Here is a 20,149-nt window from a genome sequence, read left to right as displayed (position 1 = left end):
GCCGTGATGCCGCCATCCCCCGATTTCCCCGTTTCGCTGCATCTGCCGGATGCGCAGGCGTCGGGATGTGGCTTGCATCCGGGCCTTGGCCGCGCAACAAACCGGAGGACAACGCGGGGATGTTATCAGCGTTCCGGCCGTGCGGCGGGACGTTACGGGCGGCCGGATAGGTCGCCTTGTCGGGAGTGTTTCATGCGGGATCCGTATCAGGTTCTGGGTGTGGCGAAGGATGCGAGCGAAGGCGACATCAAGTCTGCCTATCGCAAGCTCGCCAAGCGCTACCATCCGGATCGAAACAAGGACGATCCCAAGGCGCAGGAGCGTTTTTCCGAGATCAGCTCTGCCTATGAGATCGTCGGCGACAGCGAGAAGCGGGGCCAGTTCGACCGCGGCGAGATCGATGCCGACGGCAAGCCGCGCGCGCCGAATTTCGAAGGCTTCGGCTTCGATCCCAGGGCTGCATCCGGCGGCTTCCGTGGCGGCAGCACCGGTGGGTTCTCGGGGTTCAATTTCCGTGGCGGTGGCCGCGGTGCGCGGGAAGAGGTCGATATCGACTCCATCCTGAACGACATGCTCGGCGGCCGCGGGCGCAGCGGCGCCCGGGCGCGGACATCCGCCGAGCCGGCGCCTGCCGGCGAGGACCTCGCCGTCACCGTTCCCGTCAGCCTCGAAGATGTCGCCGCCGGCAACAAGGTGCGTGTGACCCTGCCGACGGGCAAGACGCTCAACGTCTCGCTGCCGGCCGGCGTTCAGCCGGGCGAGAAGATCAGGCTGAAGGGGCAGGGCGAGCAGAGCGCGTTCGGCGGACCGGCGGGCGACGCCATCGTGACGGTCGAGTTCGCGCCGCATCCGCTGTTCAAGGCGGAGGAGGGCGGCAATCTCCTTCTCGAACTGCCGATCACGCTCGACGAGGCGGTGCTGGGCGGCAAGGTCCGCGTGCCGACGCTGTCGGGCGCGGTGGATCTGACAGTGCGCCCGGGCTCCAGTTCCGGCCGCACGCTGCGCCTGCGCGGCAAGGGCCTGCCGATCAAGTCGGGCGGCCATGGCGATCTCATGGTGTCGCTGCGCATCGTGCTGCCGGCTGAGGACGATCCCGAACTGTCCGCGCTGATGCGGCGCTGGCGCGAGACCAAGCCCTACACTGTGAGAGGGCCGGCCTTCGGGGGCTGATCGGTTGCAGCATGGCGCGGAGGGCGGCGATGTTCGAGGCCATTCTCATCGAGAACGGACCTGAGGGCCGCAGGGCCGGCTTGACGCGGCTTGAAGAAGACGCTTTGCCGCCCGGTGATGTGACCGTCGCCGTTTCCCACTCCACGCTGAACTACAAGGATGCGCTTGCCATCACCGGCCGCGGGCCGGTGGTGCGCAGCTACCCGATGATCCCGGGCATCGACTTCGCCGGCACGGTCGTCGACAGCGCGTCGGAAGCCTTCCGGCCGGGAGACCGGGTCGTGCTGAACGGCTGGGGTCTCGGTGAGAGCCGCTGGGGCGGCCTTGGGGAGAAGGCCCGCGTCCAGGGCGAATGGCTGGTACCGCTACCGGCCGCCTTCACGCCCGCTCAGGCCATGGCGATCGGCACCGCCGGTTATACCGCCATGCTGGCGGTGCTTGCGATCGAGCGCCACGGCGTGGAGCCGACATCGGGCGACATACTCGTCACTGGCGCCAGCGGCGGGGTCGGTTCCATCGCCGTCGCCCTCCTCAGCACGCTCGGCTTTCGGGTGGTCGCCTCCACGGGCAGGCCGCAGGAGGCGGATTTCCTCACCCGCCTGGGGGCGGCGGAGATCGTCGACCGCGCGCAGTTTTCCGCGCCGTCGAAGCCGCTCGGCAGCCAGAGATGGGCCGCGGCGATCGATAGCGTCGGCAGCCACACGCTCGCGAATGTCTGTGCCACTATGTGCTATCGCGGCATCGTTGCCGCATGCGGGCTCGCGCAGGGGATGGATTTTCCCGCGACGGTCGCGCCGTTCATCCTGCGCGGCGTCACCCTCGCCGGCATCGATAGCGTCTACCGCCCGCAAGCCGATCGCATCGAGGCGTGGTCGCGGCTGGCGCGTGACCTCGATCCGGCGAAGCTCGCTTTGATCACACGCGAAATCGCGCTCGCGGAGGCCGTGGCGGCTGCGGACGATCTTCTGGCGGGGCGGTTGCGCGGTCGCTGCGTGGTTCGCATCGCCAGTTGAGGCTTCGTCCTCCCTGACCGGATAGAACCCCTCTGCCCATGCCAGCCGGCGACCTGCTTCTTCGCCGCTTCGAGGCGGTACCCGGCCTGAACCGGGTTCAGCCGCTCGACCGTGCTCGCCGGGCCGCACTTCGCCGGATTATGGCGTTTTGGCGGCATGCTTTTCCCGATTGTCCCCGCTCGGCACTTCCCCATCACGGGCGGAGCCGGCTACGGTTTCGCCGGGGCTGAACGTCGCGCGCACCGCCGATCCGCGGTGCCGCCATTGGGGGTAGACAAACGCATGAGCGAGGCAACTGCGGCGGCCGACAGCGGCCGGGGATGGCTATTGTCCGGACATCCGGCCGGCTTCTGGTACGTCTTCTGGGCCGAGCTCGCGGAACGCGCGAGCTTCTATGGCATGCGGGTGCTGCTCGCGCTCTATCTCGTCAATGTCTTCCAGTTCCGGGAGGACGATTCGGGCTCCATCGTCCAGCTCTTCACGGCAGCCTGCTATCTGACGCCGCTGCTGGGCGGCTTCATCGCCGATCATTTCCTCGGCCGCTACCGCACCATCGTGTGGTTCTGCATTCCCTACATCGCCGGGCACCTGATCCTCGGCTATTTCCGTCAGGAATCGTTCCTGTTCCTGGCGCTCGGCCTGCTCGCGCTCGGCTCCGGCACCATCAAGCCCAACACCTCCACGCTGATGGGGCTGATGTACGAACGCCTCGGCAAGGGGCATCTGCTCGACGACGCCTTCGCCTATTATTACGCGGCCATCAATATCGGCTCGACCATGGCCTCGCTCGGCCTGCCGCTGGTGCAGGTCTATTACGGCTACGAGGTCGCGCTGATGATTCCGGCGCTTCTGATCGCCGTGTCGATGCTCGTGTTCATGACCGGCCGCCGGCACTTTCCGCCGGAGACCATCGGGTGGCGCAGCGTCGAGAAGAAGAGCGCCCTGCAGAAGAAGGAGGAGCGCGCCGTCCTCAGCCGGCTGATCGGCATCTTCGCGCTCGTTGCCGTCTACTGGTTCCTGGCGGACCAGGCGACGTCGACCTGGGTTTTCATGGCGCAGGACAGCATGAATCTGGATCTCTGGCCGTTCGGCGTGTCGATTACCGCCGCCCAGACGCAGGGCCTCAACCCGCTGATCATCATCTGCATGACGCCCGTCCTGGCCTGGGGCTGGCGCAGGCTCGATGCCGCGCGCGGGCGGCCGCTGATGCCGACGGACAAGATGGTCATCGGCTTCGTGCTCACCGTGATCGCGCTCGCCGTGATGGCGACCGCCGGTCTTCTGGCGGGTGACGGCAAGGTCTCGATCTGGTGGCTGGTTGCGGCAACCGTGTGCATCACCATCGCGGAACTCTGTATCTCCGTCGTCGGCTTGCAACTGTCCTTCATGGTGGCGCCGATGTCGATGAAATCGCAGATCACGGCGCTCTTCCTGCTGACATCGTTCTTCGGCGACAGCTTCGGCGCGCTGTTCGACCAGCTTTTCGGCCGGATCAGCGATGCGCTCTATTTCGGCGTTCAGGCGGCGATGGCCGCTGCGGCGACCTGGGCGATGATCCGCGTCGCCAAGGGATTGCTCAACCGCGAACGGCGCGAGATCAGAGCCGAGACGGGCGCCTGAGATCAGCCCGCCGCCGGCCTCACCGCGCAGCGTGGTGAGCGCTCAAGATCTAAAACCTTGAGCATGGCCCGTTCAGATCGGTTCGATCTGAACGGCTATGTTCTAGACGGGTTTGGTCTGACCGGGGCATGCGCGAGCGGGACGGATTCACGCTTCGCAATCATACGAACGTTTAGGGCATGCACCCCGATGCAATAGGCATCGGACCGTGGGGATGAATTGTCGAAGGGCGGCCATCCGGCAAGAATGGTCTCCGGAAGACAGCTTCAACCTTCTGAAAACACGGAGACAAATCATGCCCTTCGTCACCACCAAGGACGGCGTCGACATCTTCTACAAGGACTGGGGTCCGAAGGATGCGCAGCCGATCGTGTTCCACCACGGCTGGCCGCTCTCCTCCGACGACTGGGATGCGCAGCTGCTGTTCTTCCTGGGCCACGGCTATCGCGTCGTCGCTCACGATCGCCGCGGCCACGGCCGCTCTGCGCAGGTGAGCGAAGGGCACGACATGGACCACTACGCCGCCGACGCAGCGGCTGTGGCCGAGCATCTCGACCTGCGGAATGCCGTTCATATCGGCCATTCCACCGGCGGTGGTGAGGTCGCGCGGTATGTGGCCAGGCACGGCCAGCCGGCCGGCCGCGTTGCCAAGGCCGTGCTCGTGAGCGCCGTTCCGCCGCTGATGCTCAAGACCGCCTCGAATCCCGCGGGTACGCCTATCGAAGTGTTCGACGGCTTCCGGTCGGCGCTTGCCGCCAACCGCTCGCAGTTCTTCCTCGATGTCGCCTCCGGCCCCTTCTACGGCTTCAATCGTCCGGGCGCGGCTGTGTCGCAGGGTATCATCCAGAACTGGTGGCGGCAGGGCGTGACCGGCAGTGCCAAGGCGCACTACGAGGGCATCAAGGCCTTCTCCGAAACCGACCAGACCGAGGACCTGAAGGCGATCAGCGTGCCGGTTCTGGTGCTGCACGGCGAGGACGACCAGGTGGTGCCGATCGATGCGGCCGGCCGGCTCTCGGTGAAGCTCGTGCAAAACGGCACGCTGAAGACCTATCCGGGCTATCCGCACGGCATGCTCACGACCCATGCCGACGTCATCAATCCTGACCTGCTCGCCTTCGTCCGGAGCTGAGCACGCGAACGCCGGCTGCACCCCTGGTGCGGCCGGCTCCGCCCGCGATCAGTCCGCACCCGTGCGGGCATTTTGCCGGGAGGAACAATAATGTGTGCAAGTCCCTGATGATTTTGCGGATTTAGCGCATGCCGGAATTGTTCCATCCTGCCTGAAAGCACTCTAGGCTGATCGAATGTGGGGCGAACCATATGGCCGGCATCGCCGGATCGCCTGATTTCGTCACGCCGATGTCGGACGCAACGTCCTGTCCCGCCCGCTGCCAATCCGCAGGGCCGGCCAGACCGATGGAGAGGGAGAGATTTCGTGGCTGATTCCCCGATCAAGGGCGTTGCGCCCTATGGTGGCCCGGCCGGCGGCTGGGGCGCGCTTCAGGCCGTTGCCAATGCGGTGCGCAAGGAGATGGGCGCGAGCGCCAACACCCGTGCGCTCCTCGAAATGAACCAGCCCGACGGGTTCGATTGCCCGGGATGCGCCTGGCCCGATCCCAAGCACACGTCGTCGTTCGAGTTCTGCGAGAACGGCGCCAAGGCCGTCACCTGGGAGGCGACCTGGAAGCGGGTGACGCGGGAGTTCTTCGCCGAGCACACGGTTTCCGAACTCCGCGGCTGGTCCGACTACGAGATCGAGGACGCCGGGCGCCTGACGGAGCCGATGCGCTACGACGCCGAGACGGACCGGCTGGTGCCGGTGACCTGGGACGAGGCCTTCGCCGGCATCGCCGCGCGCCTGCACGCGCTCGACCATCCCGATCAGGCGGAGTTCTACACCTCCGGCCGGTCATCCAACGAATCGGCGTTTCTCTACCAGCTTCTCGCGCGCACGTTCGGTACCAACAATTTTCCCGATTGCTCGAACATGTGCCATGAGCCGACCAGCGTCGGCCTGCCGCAATCCATCGGCGTCGGCAAGGGCACCGTGATGCTGGAAGATTTCGACCAGGCCGACGCGGTGTTCTGCATCGGCCACAATCCCGGCACCAACCATCCGCGGATGCTGACGACGCTGCGCGAGGTCTCGCTTCGCGGCAAGCCGATCGTCGTTCTGAACCCCCTGCGGGAGCGTGGTCTGGAGCGCTTCGCCGCCCCGCAAAGCCCGGAGACGATGCTGACCCTGTCGTCGACGCCGCTGGCGTCCGCCTATCACCAGGTGAAGGTCGGCGGCGACGTCGCGGTGTTGAAGGGCATGATGAAGGCGCTGCTCGCGGCTGACGCGGCGGACATCGCGGCCGGTGGCGCGGGCCTGCTCGACCGTGCCTTCATCGCCGAGCACACGGTCGGCTTCGACGGCTTGGTCGCCGATCTCGATGCGATTTCCTGGGATGCCATCGTCCGCCGCGCGGGGCTCGCGCGCGATGCCATCGAGGAGATGGCGCGGACCTACTGGTCTGCGGAACGCGTGATCGTCTGCTACGGGATGGGCATCACCCAGCATCGGCACGGCACCGAGAACGTCCGGCAGATCGCCAACCTGCTGATGCTGCGCGGTAATATCGGCAAGCCGGGTGCCGGCATCTGCCCGCTGCGCGGCCATAGCAACGTGCAGGGCGACCGCACCGTCGGCATCACCGAAATTCCGGCCGAGCCGTTCCTGGCGCGACTCGACAAGGCGTTCGGCATCGCCGCGCCGCGCAAGCACGGCCACAACGCGGTCGAGGCGCTTGCGGCCATGGCCGAGGGCTCGTCGCGTGCCTTCATCGGCCTCGGCGGCAACTTCGCCGTCGCGATGCCGGACCCGGAGGTGGCGTTCGCCGCGTTCCGCAAGCTCGACCTCAACGTCCAGATCATCACCAAGCTGAACCGCACAGCGCTGCTCGTCGCCAAACACTCCTACATCCTGCCGTGTCTCGGCCGTACCGAGCGCGACATGCAGAACGGCGTCCGGCAGGCGGTGACGGTCGAGGATTCGATGTCGATGGTCCACGCCTCGCGCGGCGGGTTGAAGCCGGCATCGGAAAACCTGCGTTCCGAGGTCGCCATCGTCGCGGGCATCGCGCGGGCGACCTTCCCCGACAGCCCGGTCGACTGGGAGGGCATGACCGCCGATTACGACCGGATCCGCGACAAGATCGAGGAGGTCTTTCCCGATTTCTTCGATTTCAATGCGCGCATCCGCCAGCCCGGCGGCTTCCGCCTGCGTGTCGATGCCTCGAACCGCAAGTGGGACACCCCGGATGGAAAGGCGCACTTCCTGGTGGCGCCGGGCATCGCGGAAGATGACGGCCGCGACGAGGGCACGCTGATCTGCACGACGCTGCGTAGCCACGATCAGTACAACACCACGATCTACGGGCTGAACGATCGCTACCGTGGTGTCACCGGCCGGCGCGACGTGATCTTCATGAATGCCGAGGACCTCGCCGCGCTCGGATTCGCTGAGGGTAGCAAGGTCGACCTCGTCACCCCGGACGAGCGCGTGCTCGCGGGGGTGACGGCGGTCGCCTATCCGATCGCGAAGGGTGTGGTGGGCGCCTATTATCCGGAAGCGAACGTGCTGGTGGCCGCCGCCGACTACGACCGCGAGTGCGGCACGCCAGCCTACAAATCGATCCCGGTCAGGCTGCGCGCCCACGTAGCCCAAGCCGGGTCCTGAGCTCCGGCAGCATCGCCGTCTCCGCTCCGGCGGAGGCGGCCCGCACTCTCCCTACGGTCTTCATTGCGCTTGTCCGAAAGCACCAGGAGCCGAATGACGGAGAAGAAGTGGCGTGGAGGCCCGCACCCGCGCCGGTCTCGCCGATATTGGCGTCGGGTTTGCGCTCGAGAAAATGGTGAGCCCGATGGGATTCGAACCCATGACCCCATGATTAAAAGTCACGTGCTCTACCGGCTGAGCTACGGGCTCATCGTGCCCCGAGGGACGACGACGGGTTTCGGGTAGTGGGTTTCCGTCCCGCCGTCAACCTTTGAAGGGCGATGCCGGCGGATCGCGCCGCCGGAACTGGGGATGAGGGCGGTTATGCCGCCTTCGCGACCGCGTCGAACGCCTGGAGCGTCGCGACAAGGCGCTCGAAATCCTTCAGCGGCACCATGTTCGGGCCGTCGGAGGGGGCGTGGTCCGGATCGGGATGGGTCTCGATGAAGACGCCCGCGACGCCGACCGCGACCGCAGCGCGCGCCAGCGTTTCCACGAAGCGGCGCTCGCCGCCCGACGTGCCGCCGCGGCCGCCCGGCTGCTGCACCGAATGCGTCGCGTCGAAAATCACGGGCGCGCCGATCTCAGCCATGATCGGGAGCGCGCGCATGTCGGAGACGAGCGTGTTGTAGCCGAAGCTGACGCCGCGCTCGGTCGTCAGCACGCGCGAATTGCCAGCGCCGGTGAGCTTGGCGACGACGTTCTTCATGTCCCAAGGCGCCAGAAACTGGCCTTTCTTCACGTTCACCGCCCGCCCGGTCTCGGCGGCGGCGACGAGAAGATCGGTCTGCCGGCACAGGAAGGCCGGGATCTGCAGCACGTCCACCACCTCCGCCACCGGCGCGCACTGCTCGCGCTCGTGAACGTCGGTCAGAACAGGCAGCCCGGTGCGCGCGCGGATCTCGGCGAAGATCGGCAGTGCCTCCTTGAGGCCGATGCCGCGCTCGCTGGAAAGGCTGGTGCGATTCGCCTTGTCGAACGAGGTCTTGAACACGAGACCGAAGCCGCGCCGCTCTGCGATCTCCTTCAGCGCGAACGCCACTTCAAGAGCGTGGTCGCGGCTTTCGAGCTGGCAGGGGCCGGCGATCACCGCGAGCGGCAAGGCGTTGCCGAAGCGAGCGGAGCCGATTTCGACGGTGGTGGCCGGGGTGACGGTGGCAGAGGCGGTCACGGCATGGTCCTCGACTGGCTTTCCGCGCCGCGATCCGTTCCTGCGACGGCGCAATGCCTGCAAGGCGCGTGGTCGCGCGGCGCGCGTGGTCGCGCTGTCATGCGCCGGAACGGCGGCTACGGCAAGGCCGGGCCGCGAATGGCCGTCATTCCATCGGTGCGCGCCGCTGCACCCGTCCGTGGGCCTCTCATCAGCCGTGATGATGATCCAGCACGGCGACGGCGTAGAACGGCACGCCGAAGGCCGCCGAGAAGCCGAAGCAGGCGAGGCTGTGCAGTGGTCCCATACCCTCCATGACCGGCATCACATCCTGCAGCGGCCACTCCGGTCTGCCGACGGCGTAATCCGACATCGAGCGGACGCCCGACCGGAACTCGATCGAGGGATCCGTGCGGGCGAGGGGGCCGATCGACGGGTGCAGCCGCGCCATGCCGACCATCGGAAAGGCGAAGGTGTCGTAGGCAAGGCGCAGGGGCCTGTCGGCGAAGCCCACCGCGAGTTCATCGAGGAGGCCGGCGACGCAGTCCCACGTGAGGTAGGGCATGATGCCCTCCGCGATCACCAGGAGCGGACCCGGAGGGAGCGACAGACCTCTGGTCCACCCCGGCCGGCCGATATCGCCGACGACGAGGCGGCGGGCGGGATCCGGGGCAATCAGCGCGCGATGCAGCGCCGCCGGCTCGGCGAGGTCGAGGTCGAACCAGGCGAGGTCCGCGCGACCGGCACGCTCGAACGTGGTCGAAAGCCCGGCCGCGAGATTCAGGACAGTCGCGGCGCCGTGCTCGTCTGCGAAGCGCGCGACAATGTCGTCGATCACCATCGACCGACGCACGACGCCGTAAACGCACTCCGCGGTGCGCGCAAATTGCGCTGGATCAATGCCGAGCGCATCGCACACCGCTTCTGCTGCCGGGTCTTGGAAGCCAAGGTGAGGAAACAGCGCCGCCCCTCTCGCCCGCGCCGCAAGCGTGACGAGCAGGGTTCGCGAGACGCCGTGGAGATGGGGTTCGCTTAAGGCCATGTGCACTGCATGCCTTTGGCCGACCTCAGATCCGTCAGCGTAACGCACGCGTGCGAGAATCAAAAACGATTTAGAAAACAGATGTTATTTCAGGATCTTGCCATTTCGGTCCCAGACCGTCCCCCCGCGCCGGGCGCACGGAAGGACGGTTGTCGGCGGGACGGCCTGTCCTCAGGGCACGAGTTCCCAGGCGACATCCACCGTGGCGCGGATATCGAGTTCCCCGGCCTCGACAGGGACGGAGGACATCATCTTGGCACTGTCCGGCGACACCGGCATGGCGAACGCACGCGGCGACATAGCCCCCTGTTCCGCGATGCGGAGCACCCGGCCGAGCTTCACGCCTGCCGCCTCCGCATAGGCTTCCGCCTTCTTGCGAGCATCGGCGATCGCGGCGCGGCGGGCCTTGTCGGCGAGCGGTGCAGTGTCGGCGAGCGTCATGGAAAGGTTTCCGACGTCGTTCGCGCCGGCGGCGACCACGCTGTCGAGCAGCGGGCCGAGCGCCTTCATGTCCCGCACCTTGATCGTTACCGCATTGCGCACCTCGTAGCCGACGATCTTCGGTGCCTGCTGCTCCCCACCATTGTTGTTCTGGCCTGGATAGGTGTAGCGCGGCTGCACCGAGAAACCGGACGTCGAGATGTCGTTGCCGGCGATTCCGGCTCCCCGGACTGCGGCGACCAGCGCCTCCATGGTCGTGGAATTGGCCTTCAGGGCGGCCGCGGCATCGTCGGCCTGACTCACGACACCGGTGGTCAGCACCGCCATGTCGGGCGGGGCGCTCGCGGTGCCTTCGCCGCTGACCGTGATGGTGGCCGGGGCCGGCGCAGGCTGGGCGAGCGCCGCCGTGGTGGAGAGGGCGACGGGCGGCAACATCAGAAGGCCGAGGCAGGCGAACGTGGCGGGGATGCGCATTGGGGGTCTCCTGAAGCAGGCAAAAGCCGTTGCGGCCGGCATGGGGCACGGACGCAGATGGTTCGGCGGGCATCAGGACCTGCAAATCGGGCAACAATACGCGGCGCCATCACGCGGTCCTTCCCGGGCTTTTCCCGCGTCGCGAGGGGTTTGTGCGGCGCGCACCGCATTTCCCTCATGACGAGGCATTTTGCCTCACATCTATCGCGCCTGCGTAGGCGGTGAGGCGTTTGCGCCACTGTGGCAGTCTTACGCATTGCCCTTTCCCGGGCCGTGCGCCTAAGAGGTGTAAATTCGGTTAGGAATGTATGCGACCGCTATTCGGTGCGCCTGAGTTTAAACAACTCCAGACTACAATCCTGAGCGTTTGTCTGAGTGCTTACAGTGTCTTAGGGTCTGTCGAAGAAAAAGCGAGCAGAACCTGAGGTAATATCTTGGCGGGCTTAAGGATAACGGTTTTCCTGCCGGCACGTCCGCATGAGAGGTGATCGATGAGTTTGATCCGGGGCCTCCTTTCGCGCGTCGCGAAAGCTGTGCGCGAACCGATGCTTGGGAATGGATTGCTGCGTCGCAATAGAATGCGTGCGGCCTCCACTTTGGCATTGCTGGCGCTGATGCCGCTTCTGGCAGGGTGTCAGGTCGCGCTGCTCGACCCCAAGGGTCCGATCGGCGATGACGAAAAGTGGCTGATGCTGGTGGCGACCGGCCTGATGCTGATCGTCGTGATCCCGGTGATCCTGATGACGCTGTGGTTCGCCTGGCGCTACCGCGCCTCGAACACCGCGGCGACCTATCGCCCGAACTGGGAGCATTCGACGCGCATCGAGCTCGTCGTCTGGCTCGTGCCCTGCATGATCATCATTGCGCTCGGCACGCTCACCTGGATCTACAGCCACCGGCTCGATCCCTACCGGCCGATCGCCTCCAGCGAGAAGCCGCTCGAGGTTCAGGTCGTCTCCCTCGACTGGAAATGGCTGTTCATCTATCCGGAGCAGGGCGTCGCGACGGTCAACGAACTGGCGATGCCGGTGAACCGGCCGGTGCATTTCAACATCACCTCCTCGGGCGTGATGAACGCGTTCTTCATCCCCGACCTCGGCAGCATGATCTACAGCATGGCGGGCATGAACACCCAGCTCAGCCTGCTGGCGGACGAGGTCGGCACCTATCGCGGCATCTCGGCGAACTACAGCGGCGCCGGCTTCTCGGGCATGCACTTCGAGACCAAGGTTCTCGACGCGGCCGACTTCGACAAATGGATCGAGGACGTCCGGTCTAGCCAGGGCAAGCTCGATCTCGCGACGTATCAGCAGCTGGTGAAGCCGAGCGAGAACAACCCGGTGACGTTCTACGCCTCGGTCGCCCCCTCGATGTTCCACGACATCCTGAATAAGTGCACCGACGGGTCCGTCTGCACGGACGCGGCCATGAACATGGCGATGGCCAAGGAGCTCGGCTCCGGCGGCCCGCTGTGCACTCCCGAAAATCCGAAGGGTCTGTGACGATGTTCGGCAAGTTGACGCTTGAGGCGATCCCTTACCATGAGCCGATCATCATGGGGGCGGTCGGCTTCATGGTGCTCGGCGCCCTTCTGGTGCTCGGCACGATCACCTATCTCGGCCGCTGGAAGTGGCTCTGGGACGAGTGGCTGACCTCCGTCGATCACAAGAAGATCGGCGTGATGTACATCATCCTGGCTACCATCATGCTGCTGCGCGGCTTCGCCGATGCCATCATGATGCGCTCCCAGCTGATGCTGGCCTCCAACGGCGGCGCCGGCTACCTGCCGCCCGAGCACTACGACCAGGTGTTCACCGCCCATGGCGTCATCATGATCTTCTTCATGGCGATGCCCTATGTGATCGGCTTGATGAACGTCGTGGTGCCGCTGCAGATCGGCGCCCGCGACGTCGCGTTCCCGTACCTCAACTCGCTGAGCTTCTGGCTCACGGTGTCGGGCGCGATTCTCGTCAACCTGTCGCTCGGCGTGGGCGAGTTCGCCCGCACCGGCTGGCTCGCCTATCCGCCGCTGTCGGGCTCGGAATACAGCCCCGACGTCGGCATGGACTACTATCTCTGGAGCCTGCAGATCTCCGGCATCGGCACCCTGCTGGCCGGCGTGAATTTCATCACGACAATCCTGAAGATGCGCGCGCCGGGCATGTTCCTGATGCGGATGCCGATCTTCACCTGGACCACCCTCTGCGCCAACATGCTGATCGTGGCCGCGTTCCCGATCCTGACGGCGACGCTGGCGATGCTGCTGCTCGACCGCTATCTCGGCTTCCACTTCTTCACGGTGGCTGGCGGCGGTAACCCGATGATGTATGTCAACCTCATCTGGGCCTGGGGCCATCCTGAGGTCTACATCCTCATCCTGCCTGCGTTCGGCGTGTTCTCGGAAGTGATCGCGACGTTCTCGGGCAAGAGGCTGTTCGGCTACAAGTCGATGGTCTACGCGACCTTCGCGATCACCATCCTGTCGTTCATGGTGTGGGTGCATCACTTCTTCACCATGGGCTCCGGCGCCAGCGTGAACGCCTTCTTCGGCATCACGACGATGATCATCTCGATCCCGACGGGCGTGAAGATCTTCAACTGGCTGTTCACGATGTATCGCGGCCGGGTTCGCTTCGAGCCTGCGGTGCTGTGGACCATCGGCTTCATCATCACCTTCACGATCGGCGGTATGACCGGCGTGCTGATGGCGGTGCCGCCGGTGTCCTTCGTGCTCCACAACAGCCTGTTCCTGATCGCCCACTTCCACAACGCCATCATCGGCGGCGTGGTGTTCGGCTGCATGGCGGGCTTCAATTACTGGTTCCCGAAGGCGTTCGGCTTCAAGCTCGAGCCGCGGCTCGGCCGCATCTCGTTCTGGTGCTGGTTCGTCGGCTTCTATCTCGCCTTCATGCCGCTCTACGTGCTCGGCCTGATGGGCATGACCCGTCGTCTGAACCACGTCGACAACCCGGTGTGGCACGTCTACCTGATCGTCGCCTTCATCGGTGCCGTCGTCATCCTCGTCGGCATCGGCGCCCAGATCGCCCAGATCGCCGTGAGCATCATCAATCGCGACAAGCTGCGCGACGTCACCGGCGATCCGTGGAACGGCCGCACGCTGGAGTGGGCCACGTCCTCGCCGCCGGCGTTCTACAACTTCGCCAAGACGCCGGTGATCGACGGTCGCGACAGCTTCTGGGAGATGAAGCAGAAGGGTGAGGCCCACAAGCCGCTGGCGGTCTATGAGAAGATCCACATGCCGCGCAACACCGGCACGGGCTTCATCATCGGTATCGTCAGCGTCGGCTTCGGCTTCGCGATGATCTGGCACATCTGGTGGCTGGCGATCCTCACCCTCGTCGTCATGTTCGTCGTCGGCATCGGCCACACCTTCAACAGGGACCGCGACTATTACGTCCCGGCGTCCGAGGTGGCGGAGATCGAGGGCGAGTATTTCAAGCACATCGCGTCGAAGGCCGCCTGACATGAGCACACATTCGTCCATCATCTCCGACGCGCACGACGAGCATCACGACGACGGATCCAAGACCACGCTGGGGTTCTGGATCTACCTGATGAGCGACTGCGTGCTGTTCGCGTCCGTGTTCGCGGCGTTCGCGGTGCTGCGCAACAATGTCGATGGCGGGCCGACCGGACAGGAGCTGTTCGAACTGCCGTTCGTGGCCGTGGAAACGGCGCTGCTGCTGCTCTCGAGCGTGACCTATGGCATGGCGATGGTCGCGGCCGACGGCAACCGGCGCGCTGCGGTTATGCGCTGGCTCGGCATCACCTTCCTGCTCGGCGCCGGCTTCCTCGCCATGGAAGTCTACGAGTTCCACAAGATGATCGAGGAAGGCGCGGGACCGGATCGCTCCGCGTTCCTGTCCGCGTTCTTCACGCTGGTCGGAACCCACGGCTTCCACGTGCTGTCGGGCCTCGTGTGGATGGTGGTGCTCGTCGCGCATCTCCTGCGTGACGGTCTCACCTCGGCCAATCGCACGCGCCTGATGTGCCTCAGCCTGTTCTGGCATTTTCTCGACATCGTGTGGATCGGCGTCTTCACGATCGTCTACCTGATGGGAGTCGCCTGATGGCTCACGAGCACGCCTCCGCTCATCACGAAGACGGAGCCGCACACGGCACCGTGAAGTCGTACATGACCGGCTTCATCCTGTCGGTGATCCTGACCGCGATTCCCTTCGGTCTGATCATGTCGGGTGCCCTGCCGGCCTCGACCTCGATCCCGATCATCCTGATCCTCGGGGTGATCCAGATCGTGATCCACCTGATCTACTTCCTGCATATGAACACCTCGTCGAGCCAGATGTGGAACGTCGCGGCGTTCGTGTTCACGCTGATCATCGTGGCGATCACCGTGGTCGGTTCGCTGTGGATCATGGCGCATCTCGACATGAACATGATGCCCGGCATGATGCCGGCCGAGTGATCGGTGCGGGTCCTTAGAGCACAACCCGTTCAGATCGAGCCGATCTGAACGACAAGGATATGCTCAAGGTTTTGAATCGGGAGCGATTTCTTGTCGATCGGATGATTCCATCAGATCGGAAAGCGCTCTAGCCCGCTCCGCCGCAAGTACGTTCAGCCCGTCCCCGCCATGCGGGGGCGGGCTTTTTCATGGAGTGGGGGGGGGCGGCTGTCGGAGGAAGGCTTTGGCCCCCTGCTGTGGATCGGAAAGCGCTCCAAAACGAGAAAAGGCCCGGCGGATGGCGCCGGGCCTCGATATTACCCTGTCCTCGATCTCCGTCTTGATCCAGACCTGCCGACCTCAGGCATGCGTCGTTCGCCGGGCGATCTGGCAGTCAGACGAGAAGATCGTGCGAGGGGACGACCTTCACCACCATGTCGTTGTAATCGAAGTCGGAATTCTGCGAGGCGGTGAGATCCTCGAAGCCGAAGGTATTCTCACCGAACAGGCGGATGTGTTCCTGTCCGTCGCTGTTGGCGCTGCCGATGACGAACACATCGCCGTTCTCCGTCAGCAGGACCGGCGCGTAGTACCCGGTGTCGCCCTGGACGGTCCACTGCAGCGTGTCGGTAAAGTGGCTGCCGCCGCCGGACACGGTGACCTCGCCGACGAGATGGCTGCGCACCGCATCCGTGAACGCAGTGGTGTTGCCATAGTCAACGCCGCCGACGCTCCACTGACCGGTGGTGGGGTCGGCCTCCATGTGGACGAAACCCAACTGGTTGGTCATCGCACTGCTGCCGGTCACCTCCAGTTGGAGCGATTCCCCGTGGTTCAGGTAGACGAGAGCCTCGTTGAGGTTGCGCTGCGTACCGGCGAGTTCCGCCGCGCTGCCGAGGGTATTTTCAACCTGGGCCGTGACCTGCACACCTCCGACATCGATGTTGAGAGTGCCATTCGCCGCCTCGCCGATATTGACACTCGCCGACGAGTCGATGACCTGCCCGCCGCTCAGCACGGCGAAGCGCAGCTGCTGGCCAACGGGAAGGTAAGCGGACTGGGCCGTGTCGAGCAGGGCATCGCCGCTGTCGGAGACGACACCGCCGATCGAGGCGATGGTTGCGTCCTGGATGGTCACGCCGCCACCGACCTGGCCGTCGCGCCCGATGAGGTTGCCGCTGGAATCGACCGCATAGAGCAGCAGTGTCGCGCCGTGCAGGCCCGTGATCCCGGCGGAGGAGAAGTGGATCCAGTTGCCGTCCGTCGACGAACTGCCCTGGTCGAGCACGAGCGAGGAGCCGTCGCTGCCGGCGTGCAGGCCGAGCTTGTCGAGCGAGACGGTCAGTGCCAGGGCACTGCTCGTCTTGCCGACGACGGTGCTTCCGTCAGGGGCGTATTCGGTCATCGTCACGGTGTAGGTGCCGTTGCCGAGCGCCGCAGCCTTCGCCGTCTGCCATGCGCCGTCGAGGTCCGCGACTGCGGTCACTGGCTGGTAGTGCGTGCCGCCGCCAGACGTGGCGAAAGAGACCTTGGCGACGTCCAGCGCGCCGATCTTGTTCGTATAGGCCGAAATCCACGATGACGTATCGACGGTGCTGTTGTTCTTGCCTGTCCAGGCGAAGAACAAGGCGCCCGTCGTGGCCGTGACGGTGTTGGTAGTCGCGGAATCCTGACCGGCGAGGGCCGTGAAGTTCGCCCCGGCGCCCTTGCCGACGACGGGAGCGTCGGGCGTGGCGAGCGTGGACAGGAATGTCGCGTTGGTATTCTCCGTGAGCAGCTGCGGATCGAGCGACGTCGTCGTGCTGTAGAGGAAATTCACCGTGAAGGTGTTGATCGTCGCCGCGCTCGACTCGCTTGGCGTGATCGTCGCGAGCCCATCGATTGCGAGCGCACCCTCCTGACCCGAATAGGCCGGGTTCTGGAACAGGGAACCGGTCGTTGTGGTGTAGAGATTGTAGGTCTTCGAGATGTCGTCGCCGACGGTGATCTTGTACCAGGAGACGCCGCTGTCCGCCGTCGGCAGGTTCGAAACGACCATCGAGCCGTAGGTCTGCTCCGTGCCCGGAGCCGCGGCGGCGCTGTAGCTGTCCGTCGCGGCATTGTAGGTGAGGGTCCAGTTCTGCCAGAGATTTCCCTTGATGGTCACCGAATACCACGCCTGCTGGCCGCTGGGATTGGTGCCCATGAAGGAGATCGTGATCGGCGTGTCCGCCTTCAGCACCATGTACTGGGTGGCGAAGTTCAGCGTGATGTTGGTATTGAGCGTGTTCTGGCTGGTCGCCTCGTAACCACCGGCAGCAGGCGCGATATAGTTGTAGATCGTCGGGTCGACATAGCCGGCCGGGGTCTCGGAGTCCGCATAGAGCGTCAGGCCGATATTCGTGACGTTCTGGCCCGTTCCGCTGTCGTACACCGGAATCAGGGGGCCGCCGGTGGAATAATGCTGCATCAGGTTATCCGAATAACCTGAGCCGTAAGAGTTGCTGTGCTTGTAGAAGACTTCGGAATAGTGATCGAAGTAGGTTGGAGCGGAGCCCGACAGATTGTTGCCGAAGGCGTATGTCGGATCCCAGTTCCAGGTCTTGTCGAGATCGATCGTGCCGGCGACGCTGCTATTGTTCTGCGCGCCCTTGACGCCGTAATAGCCGCCGGTGAATCCGGTCAGAAACTGCGTGAAGACGGCACCCCACTGGTTGTTCTCGCCCGTATTCATCGTCATATAGGGCGTGGCGTCCGTCGGCTTGTTGTAGATTTCAGCCGTGCCGAGCGTCGAATAGATGCTTTCCTCAAGATCGCTTTGGGAGATCTTGATGTAGCCCTTCACCTGACTCTGCTCCGTGGGCGCGAGCCAGAAGTTCGAACCGTCCCATTCGACCACGTATGAGAAAAAGGCCGCATTGTGCCAGACGTTGCTGGCGTCCGCGGTGCCGTCGAAGAATCCCGTGACGACGATATCGGGCCGGGTCTGCGTCGCGGCCTCCGCCCCGATTTCGCCGACGGTCTTGACGGTCGGAATCACATTGTCCGTCACAAGTGTCGTCAGATAGCTCGTCCAGTCGGACTCGCTGAACGATGTCCCGCTGGTCGTCGTGTAGGGTGTGACTGCGAGGGTCGGCGAGATCGCCGCCCTCACAGTGTTCGCGAGCGGTCCTGATGTATAGTCATAGGTATAGACGTAGCCGGCCTTTGTGTTGATCGCCGCGATGTCGGAGAAGATGGTGCTGCCGCTGACGCCGTAGCCACGCGTTGTGGTGGAGCCGTCACTGTAGGTGACGCTCGCCTGCATCGGAATTCCGAAACCGTTGACGGACGTCAGGTTGCCGGCATCACCCGGCTGGTCCAGCAGGCTCACCTCGAAACTGTCATAGCGGAAGTCTTTTGCCGCCGCGTTGTTCCAGTTGATGTCGCTTTCTTCGCTGATCGCTGTCGTCAGGTCGGTGTAGTGCGCCGTGTCCGCGCTCTGGATCAGGAAGTAGACCTTGCCGCCGTTGTCCGGATAGGGGAGCGTGATGGAAGCCGCGCCCGTTCCACCTGTCAGGGTGCCGTTGTCGGCGATCGTCGTCCAGTTCGCGACGCCGCCGCTGAAATAGACCGCATAGGCCCAGATACCCGTCTGGCTCAGCTGGGTTTGAAGCTGTGTGCTCAGATTGACGGTCAGAACGGTCATAATCTATTCCCCCATAGGCGCCCCACCTGTTGCATATCACGGTCGATGCCGTCCGACAAAGACACTCCCGTGAAATAGAGCTGGCAAAGATTGCCAGCATCCGTCGGGTTTTCGGCAATCTGAGGTGGAGATGCGAACGGAAGGGTCGCATTTGTGGAAGGCGCAATATTCCTTGACCTGAGACCCGGGCGAGCTGGTTTCTTCAGAATGAACTGCCGAAATAGCCGAGACGCAGCTTCTCCAGGGTGCCGTTCTCCCGAAGAGCCAGAATCTGGAGTGTGATCGGCGCCTCGAGTCGGCTGCCACGAGGCAGGCCGAAGCCATACTTGTCGGGATGGAAGATGTTGCCGACGACGGTGAGCTTCTGTGCCGGGTTGTTGTGCGCGTAATATTCCAGAATGGGTGCATCGCCGACGATCGCGTCGACGCTGCCGTTCTTGAGCGCGACGACGGCTTCGTCGATGCTGGGGTAGGATCGCGACGCGATGCCGAGTTCCCCGACATATTCTTCCGACACGCTGCCGGTGAAGACGCCGACCGTCTTGCCGGGCAGGTCGGCGAGGGACGAGATCCCCTGATTAAGCGAAACCGCCGTCATGACGCTCGTCACCGACGAGGTGACGTAGGCGATCGTGGCCACACCGCACACCATCCAGAATGCCGACCAGATGCGCCCCTTCCAGCCGAACAGGTTCTTTCGCGCCGTCTTGCCCGACGTGGCGATTGAGACGACATGGAACAGGCTCTCGGCGATGCCTTCGTGCCAGCGTTTCGGAAAGGCCGGGTCGAACCTGCGGTCGAAGATCGTCAGCGCCACTGTTGCGACGCCGATCACGAAGGCAAGCCACGCATAGGCCCTGAGGTGCCCGGCGTCGCGCAAGCCGGTGACGAGGCCCCAGAAGCCGCGCTCGCCGTCGTCGGCGACCATGATGCGCAGGCCCGCGTCGTACCAGGGTTGTGTGAACTCGATCAGCTCGGCGCGACGATGGGTGATCGTCAGGTTCGTCACCGCCACGTCGATGCGGCCGGTTCGCGTCGCGTCCACGAGATCGCGGAGCGTGGAGTAGCGCTCGTACTTGAAGGCGAGCCCGCCATGCAGGGCAACATCCTCCCACAGGTCGATCGCCATGCCGGAATAGCCGCCATCCGGCCGCACCTGCACGAAGGGCGGGCTGACATAGAGGCCGACGTTCAAGACCCGCGATTGCTGCGCGGTCGGAGAGGCGGGCGTCGGCGACGGCTGCGGGAGTGCGGGTTCGGCGGGTGCGATCCCGGAGGGCGCGGGCTGCGGGGGTGCAGCTTGCCCAGCGCCTTGCGCGGGCATGGCCTGTGGACTTGATGATGCCGCCGGCTGTGCGAATGCTCCATCCAATGGAAAAACGA

The 20,149-nt window shown here is 64.7% G+C and carries 14 protein-coding genes and 1 tRNA gene; 9 read left to right on the top strand and 6 right to left on the bottom strand.

Features of this window, described 5'->3' with window-relative positions:
• Nucleotides 1–192 precede the first annotated feature (192 nt).
• From BUF17_RS03940 to BUF17_RS03920, 5 genes are all read left to right on the top strand, one after another.
• Nucleotides 193–1,170 (top strand): DnaJ C-terminal domain-containing protein, encoded by a 978-nt coding sequence (locus BUF17_RS03940; protein ID WP_073625823.1) that lies wholly within the window; start codon nt 193–195, stop codon nt 1,168–1,170.
• A 29-nt stretch (nt 1,171–1,199) separates the two neighbouring features.
• On the top strand, nt 1,200–2,183 hold the full coding sequence (acuI, locus tag BUF17_RS03935; protein WP_073625822.1) for an acrylyl-CoA reductase (NADPH): 984 nt from the start codon (nt 1,200–1,202) through the stop codon (nt 2,181–2,183).
• A gap of 282 nt (nt 2,184–2,465) precedes the next feature.
• On the top strand, nt 2,466–3,803 hold the full coding sequence (locus BUF17_RS03930; RefSeq protein ID WP_175563596.1) for a peptide MFS transporter: 1,338 nt from the start codon (nt 2,466–2,468) through the stop codon (nt 3,801–3,803).
• Nucleotides 3,804–4,098: 295 nt separating this feature from the next.
• On the top strand, nt 4,099–4,935 hold the full coding sequence (locus BUF17_RS03925; RefSeq protein WP_073625820.1) for an alpha/beta fold hydrolase: 837 nt from the start codon (nt 4,099–4,101) through the stop codon (nt 4,933–4,935).
• A 306-nt stretch (nt 4,936–5,241) separates the two neighbouring features.
• The gene (locus BUF17_RS03920; RefSeq protein WP_073625819.1) at nt 5,242–7,527 is read left to right on the top strand and encodes an FdhF/YdeP family oxidoreductase; all 2,286 of its coding nucleotides are present in this window, start codon (nt 5,242–5,244) and stop codon (nt 7,525–7,527) included.
• Between the two features lie 173 nt (nt 7,528–7,700).
• On the opposite strand, the gene BUF17_RS03915 is transcribed toward BUF17_RS03920, so the two are convergent.
• From BUF17_RS03915 to BUF17_RS03900, 4 genes are all read right to left on the bottom strand, one after another.
• Nucleotides 7,701–7,776: transfer RNA gene (locus BUF17_RS03915), tRNA-Lys, on the bottom strand.
• Nucleotides 7,777–7,888: 112 nt separating this feature from the next.
• Nucleotides 7,889–8,737: a 3-deoxy-8-phosphooctulonate synthase gene (kdsA, locus tag BUF17_RS03910; protein ID WP_073625818.1), complete on the bottom strand. Its 849-nt coding sequence runs from the start codon at nt 8,735–8,737 to the stop codon at nt 7,889–7,891.
• Nucleotides 8,738–8,927: 190 nt separating this feature from the next.
• Complete coding sequence (locus tag BUF17_RS03905; RefSeq protein WP_084563890.1) at nt 8,928–9,758, bottom strand: class I SAM-dependent methyltransferase; 831 nt, start codon at nt 9,756–9,758, stop codon at nt 8,928–8,930.
• A gap of 171 nt (nt 9,759–9,929) precedes the next feature.
• Nucleotides 9,930–10,673 (bottom strand): SIMPL domain-containing protein, encoded by a 744-nt coding sequence (locus tag BUF17_RS03900; protein WP_073625816.1) that lies wholly within the window; start codon nt 10,671–10,673, stop codon nt 9,930–9,932.
• A gap of 578 nt (nt 10,674–11,251) precedes the next feature.
• On the opposite strand from BUF17_RS03900, the gene cyoA reads away from it, so the two are divergent.
• From cyoA to cyoD, 4 genes are read left to right on the top strand one after another with little or no spacing between them, the layout of a single operon-like run.
• Nucleotides 11,252–12,175: a ubiquinol oxidase subunit II gene (cyoA, locus tag BUF17_RS03895; protein ID WP_073625815.1), complete on the top strand. Its 924-nt coding sequence runs from the start codon at nt 11,252–11,254 to the stop codon at nt 12,173–12,175.
• 2 nt (nt 12,176–12,177) lie between these two features.
• A complete protein-coding gene (gene cyoB, locus BUF17_RS03890) occupies nt 12,178–14,157 on the top strand; it encodes a cytochrome o ubiquinol oxidase subunit I (RefSeq protein ID WP_073625814.1) in 1,980 nt (659 codons plus the stop codon).
• Between the two features lies 1 nt (nt 14,158).
• Entirely contained in the window at nt 14,159–14,764 is a 606-nt protein-coding gene (gene cyoC / locus BUF17_RS03885; protein WP_073625813.1) for a cytochrome o ubiquinol oxidase subunit III, read from the top strand.
• Entirely contained in the window at nt 14,764–15,120 is a 357-nt protein-coding gene (cyoD, locus tag BUF17_RS03880) for a cytochrome o ubiquinol oxidase subunit IV (RefSeq protein WP_084563886.1), read from the top strand. The genes cyoC and cyoD overlap by 1 nt, the downstream gene beginning before the upstream one ends.
• Nucleotides 15,121–15,493: 373 nt before the next feature.
• Here the strand turns inward: cyoD and BUF17_RS03875 are convergent, their stop codons facing one another.
• Nucleotides 15,494–18,766, bottom strand: a complete 3,273-nt coding sequence (locus BUF17_RS03875) for a DUF4114 domain-containing protein (protein ID WP_073625811.1) — start codon at nt 18,764–18,766, stop codon at nt 15,494–15,496.
• A gap of 202 nt (nt 18,767–18,968) precedes the next feature.
• Complete coding sequence (locus BUF17_RS03870) at nt 18,969–19,961, bottom strand: transporter substrate-binding domain-containing protein (RefSeq protein WP_073625810.1); 993 nt, start codon at nt 19,959–19,961, stop codon at nt 18,969–18,971.
• Nucleotides 19,962–20,149 lie beyond the last annotated feature (188 nt).

It is taken from the genome of Pseudoxanthobacter soli DSM 19599 (assembly GCF_900148505.1).
GTDB classification, from domain to species: Bacteria; Pseudomonadota; Alphaproteobacteria; order Rhizobiales; family Segnochrobactraceae; genus Pseudoxanthobacter; species Pseudoxanthobacter soli.
This window is presented reverse-complemented; position numbering and strand designations above follow the sequence as displayed.

Bases quoted from the DNA above. Each gene is read 5' to 3' on its own strand.
- BUF17_RS03940 (WP_073625823.1), top strand. From the start codon at position 193: ATGCGGGATCCGTATCAGGTTCTGGGTGTGGCGAAGGATGCGAGCGAA.
- acuI (WP_073625822.1), top strand. From the start codon at position 1,200: ATGTTCGAGGCCATTCTCATCGAGAACGGACCTGAGGGCCGCAGGGCC.
- BUF17_RS03930 (WP_175563596.1), top strand. From the start codon at position 2,466: ATGAGCGAGGCAACTGCGGCGGCCGACAGCGGCCGGGGATGGCTATTG.
- BUF17_RS03925 (WP_073625820.1), top strand. From the start codon at position 4,099: ATGCCCTTCGTCACCACCAAGGACGGCGTCGACATCTTCTACAAGGAC.
- BUF17_RS03905 (WP_084563890.1), bottom strand. From the start codon at position 9,758: ATGGCCTTAAGCGAACCCCATCTCCACGGCGTCTCGCGAACCCTGCTC.
- BUF17_RS03900 (WP_073625816.1), bottom strand. From the start codon at position 10,673: ATGCGCATCCCCGCCACGTTCGCCTGCCTCGGCCTTCTGATGTTGCCG.
- cyoA (WP_073625815.1), top strand. From the start codon at position 11,252: ATGCGTGCGGCCTCCACTTTGGCATTGCTGGCGCTGATGCCGCTTCTG.
- cyoB (WP_073625814.1), top strand. From the start codon at position 12,178: ATGTTCGGCAAGTTGACGCTTGAGGCGATCCCTTACCATGAGCCGATC.
- cyoC (WP_073625813.1), top strand. From the start codon at position 14,159: ATGAGCACACATTCGTCCATCATCTCCGACGCGCACGACGAGCATCAC.
- cyoD (WP_084563886.1), top strand. From the start codon at position 14,764: ATGGCTCACGAGCACGCCTCCGCTCATCACGAAGACGGAGCCGCACAC.
- BUF17_RS03875 (WP_073625811.1), bottom strand. From the start codon at position 18,766: ATGACCGTTCTGACCGTCAATCTGAGCACACAGCTTCAAACCCAGCTG.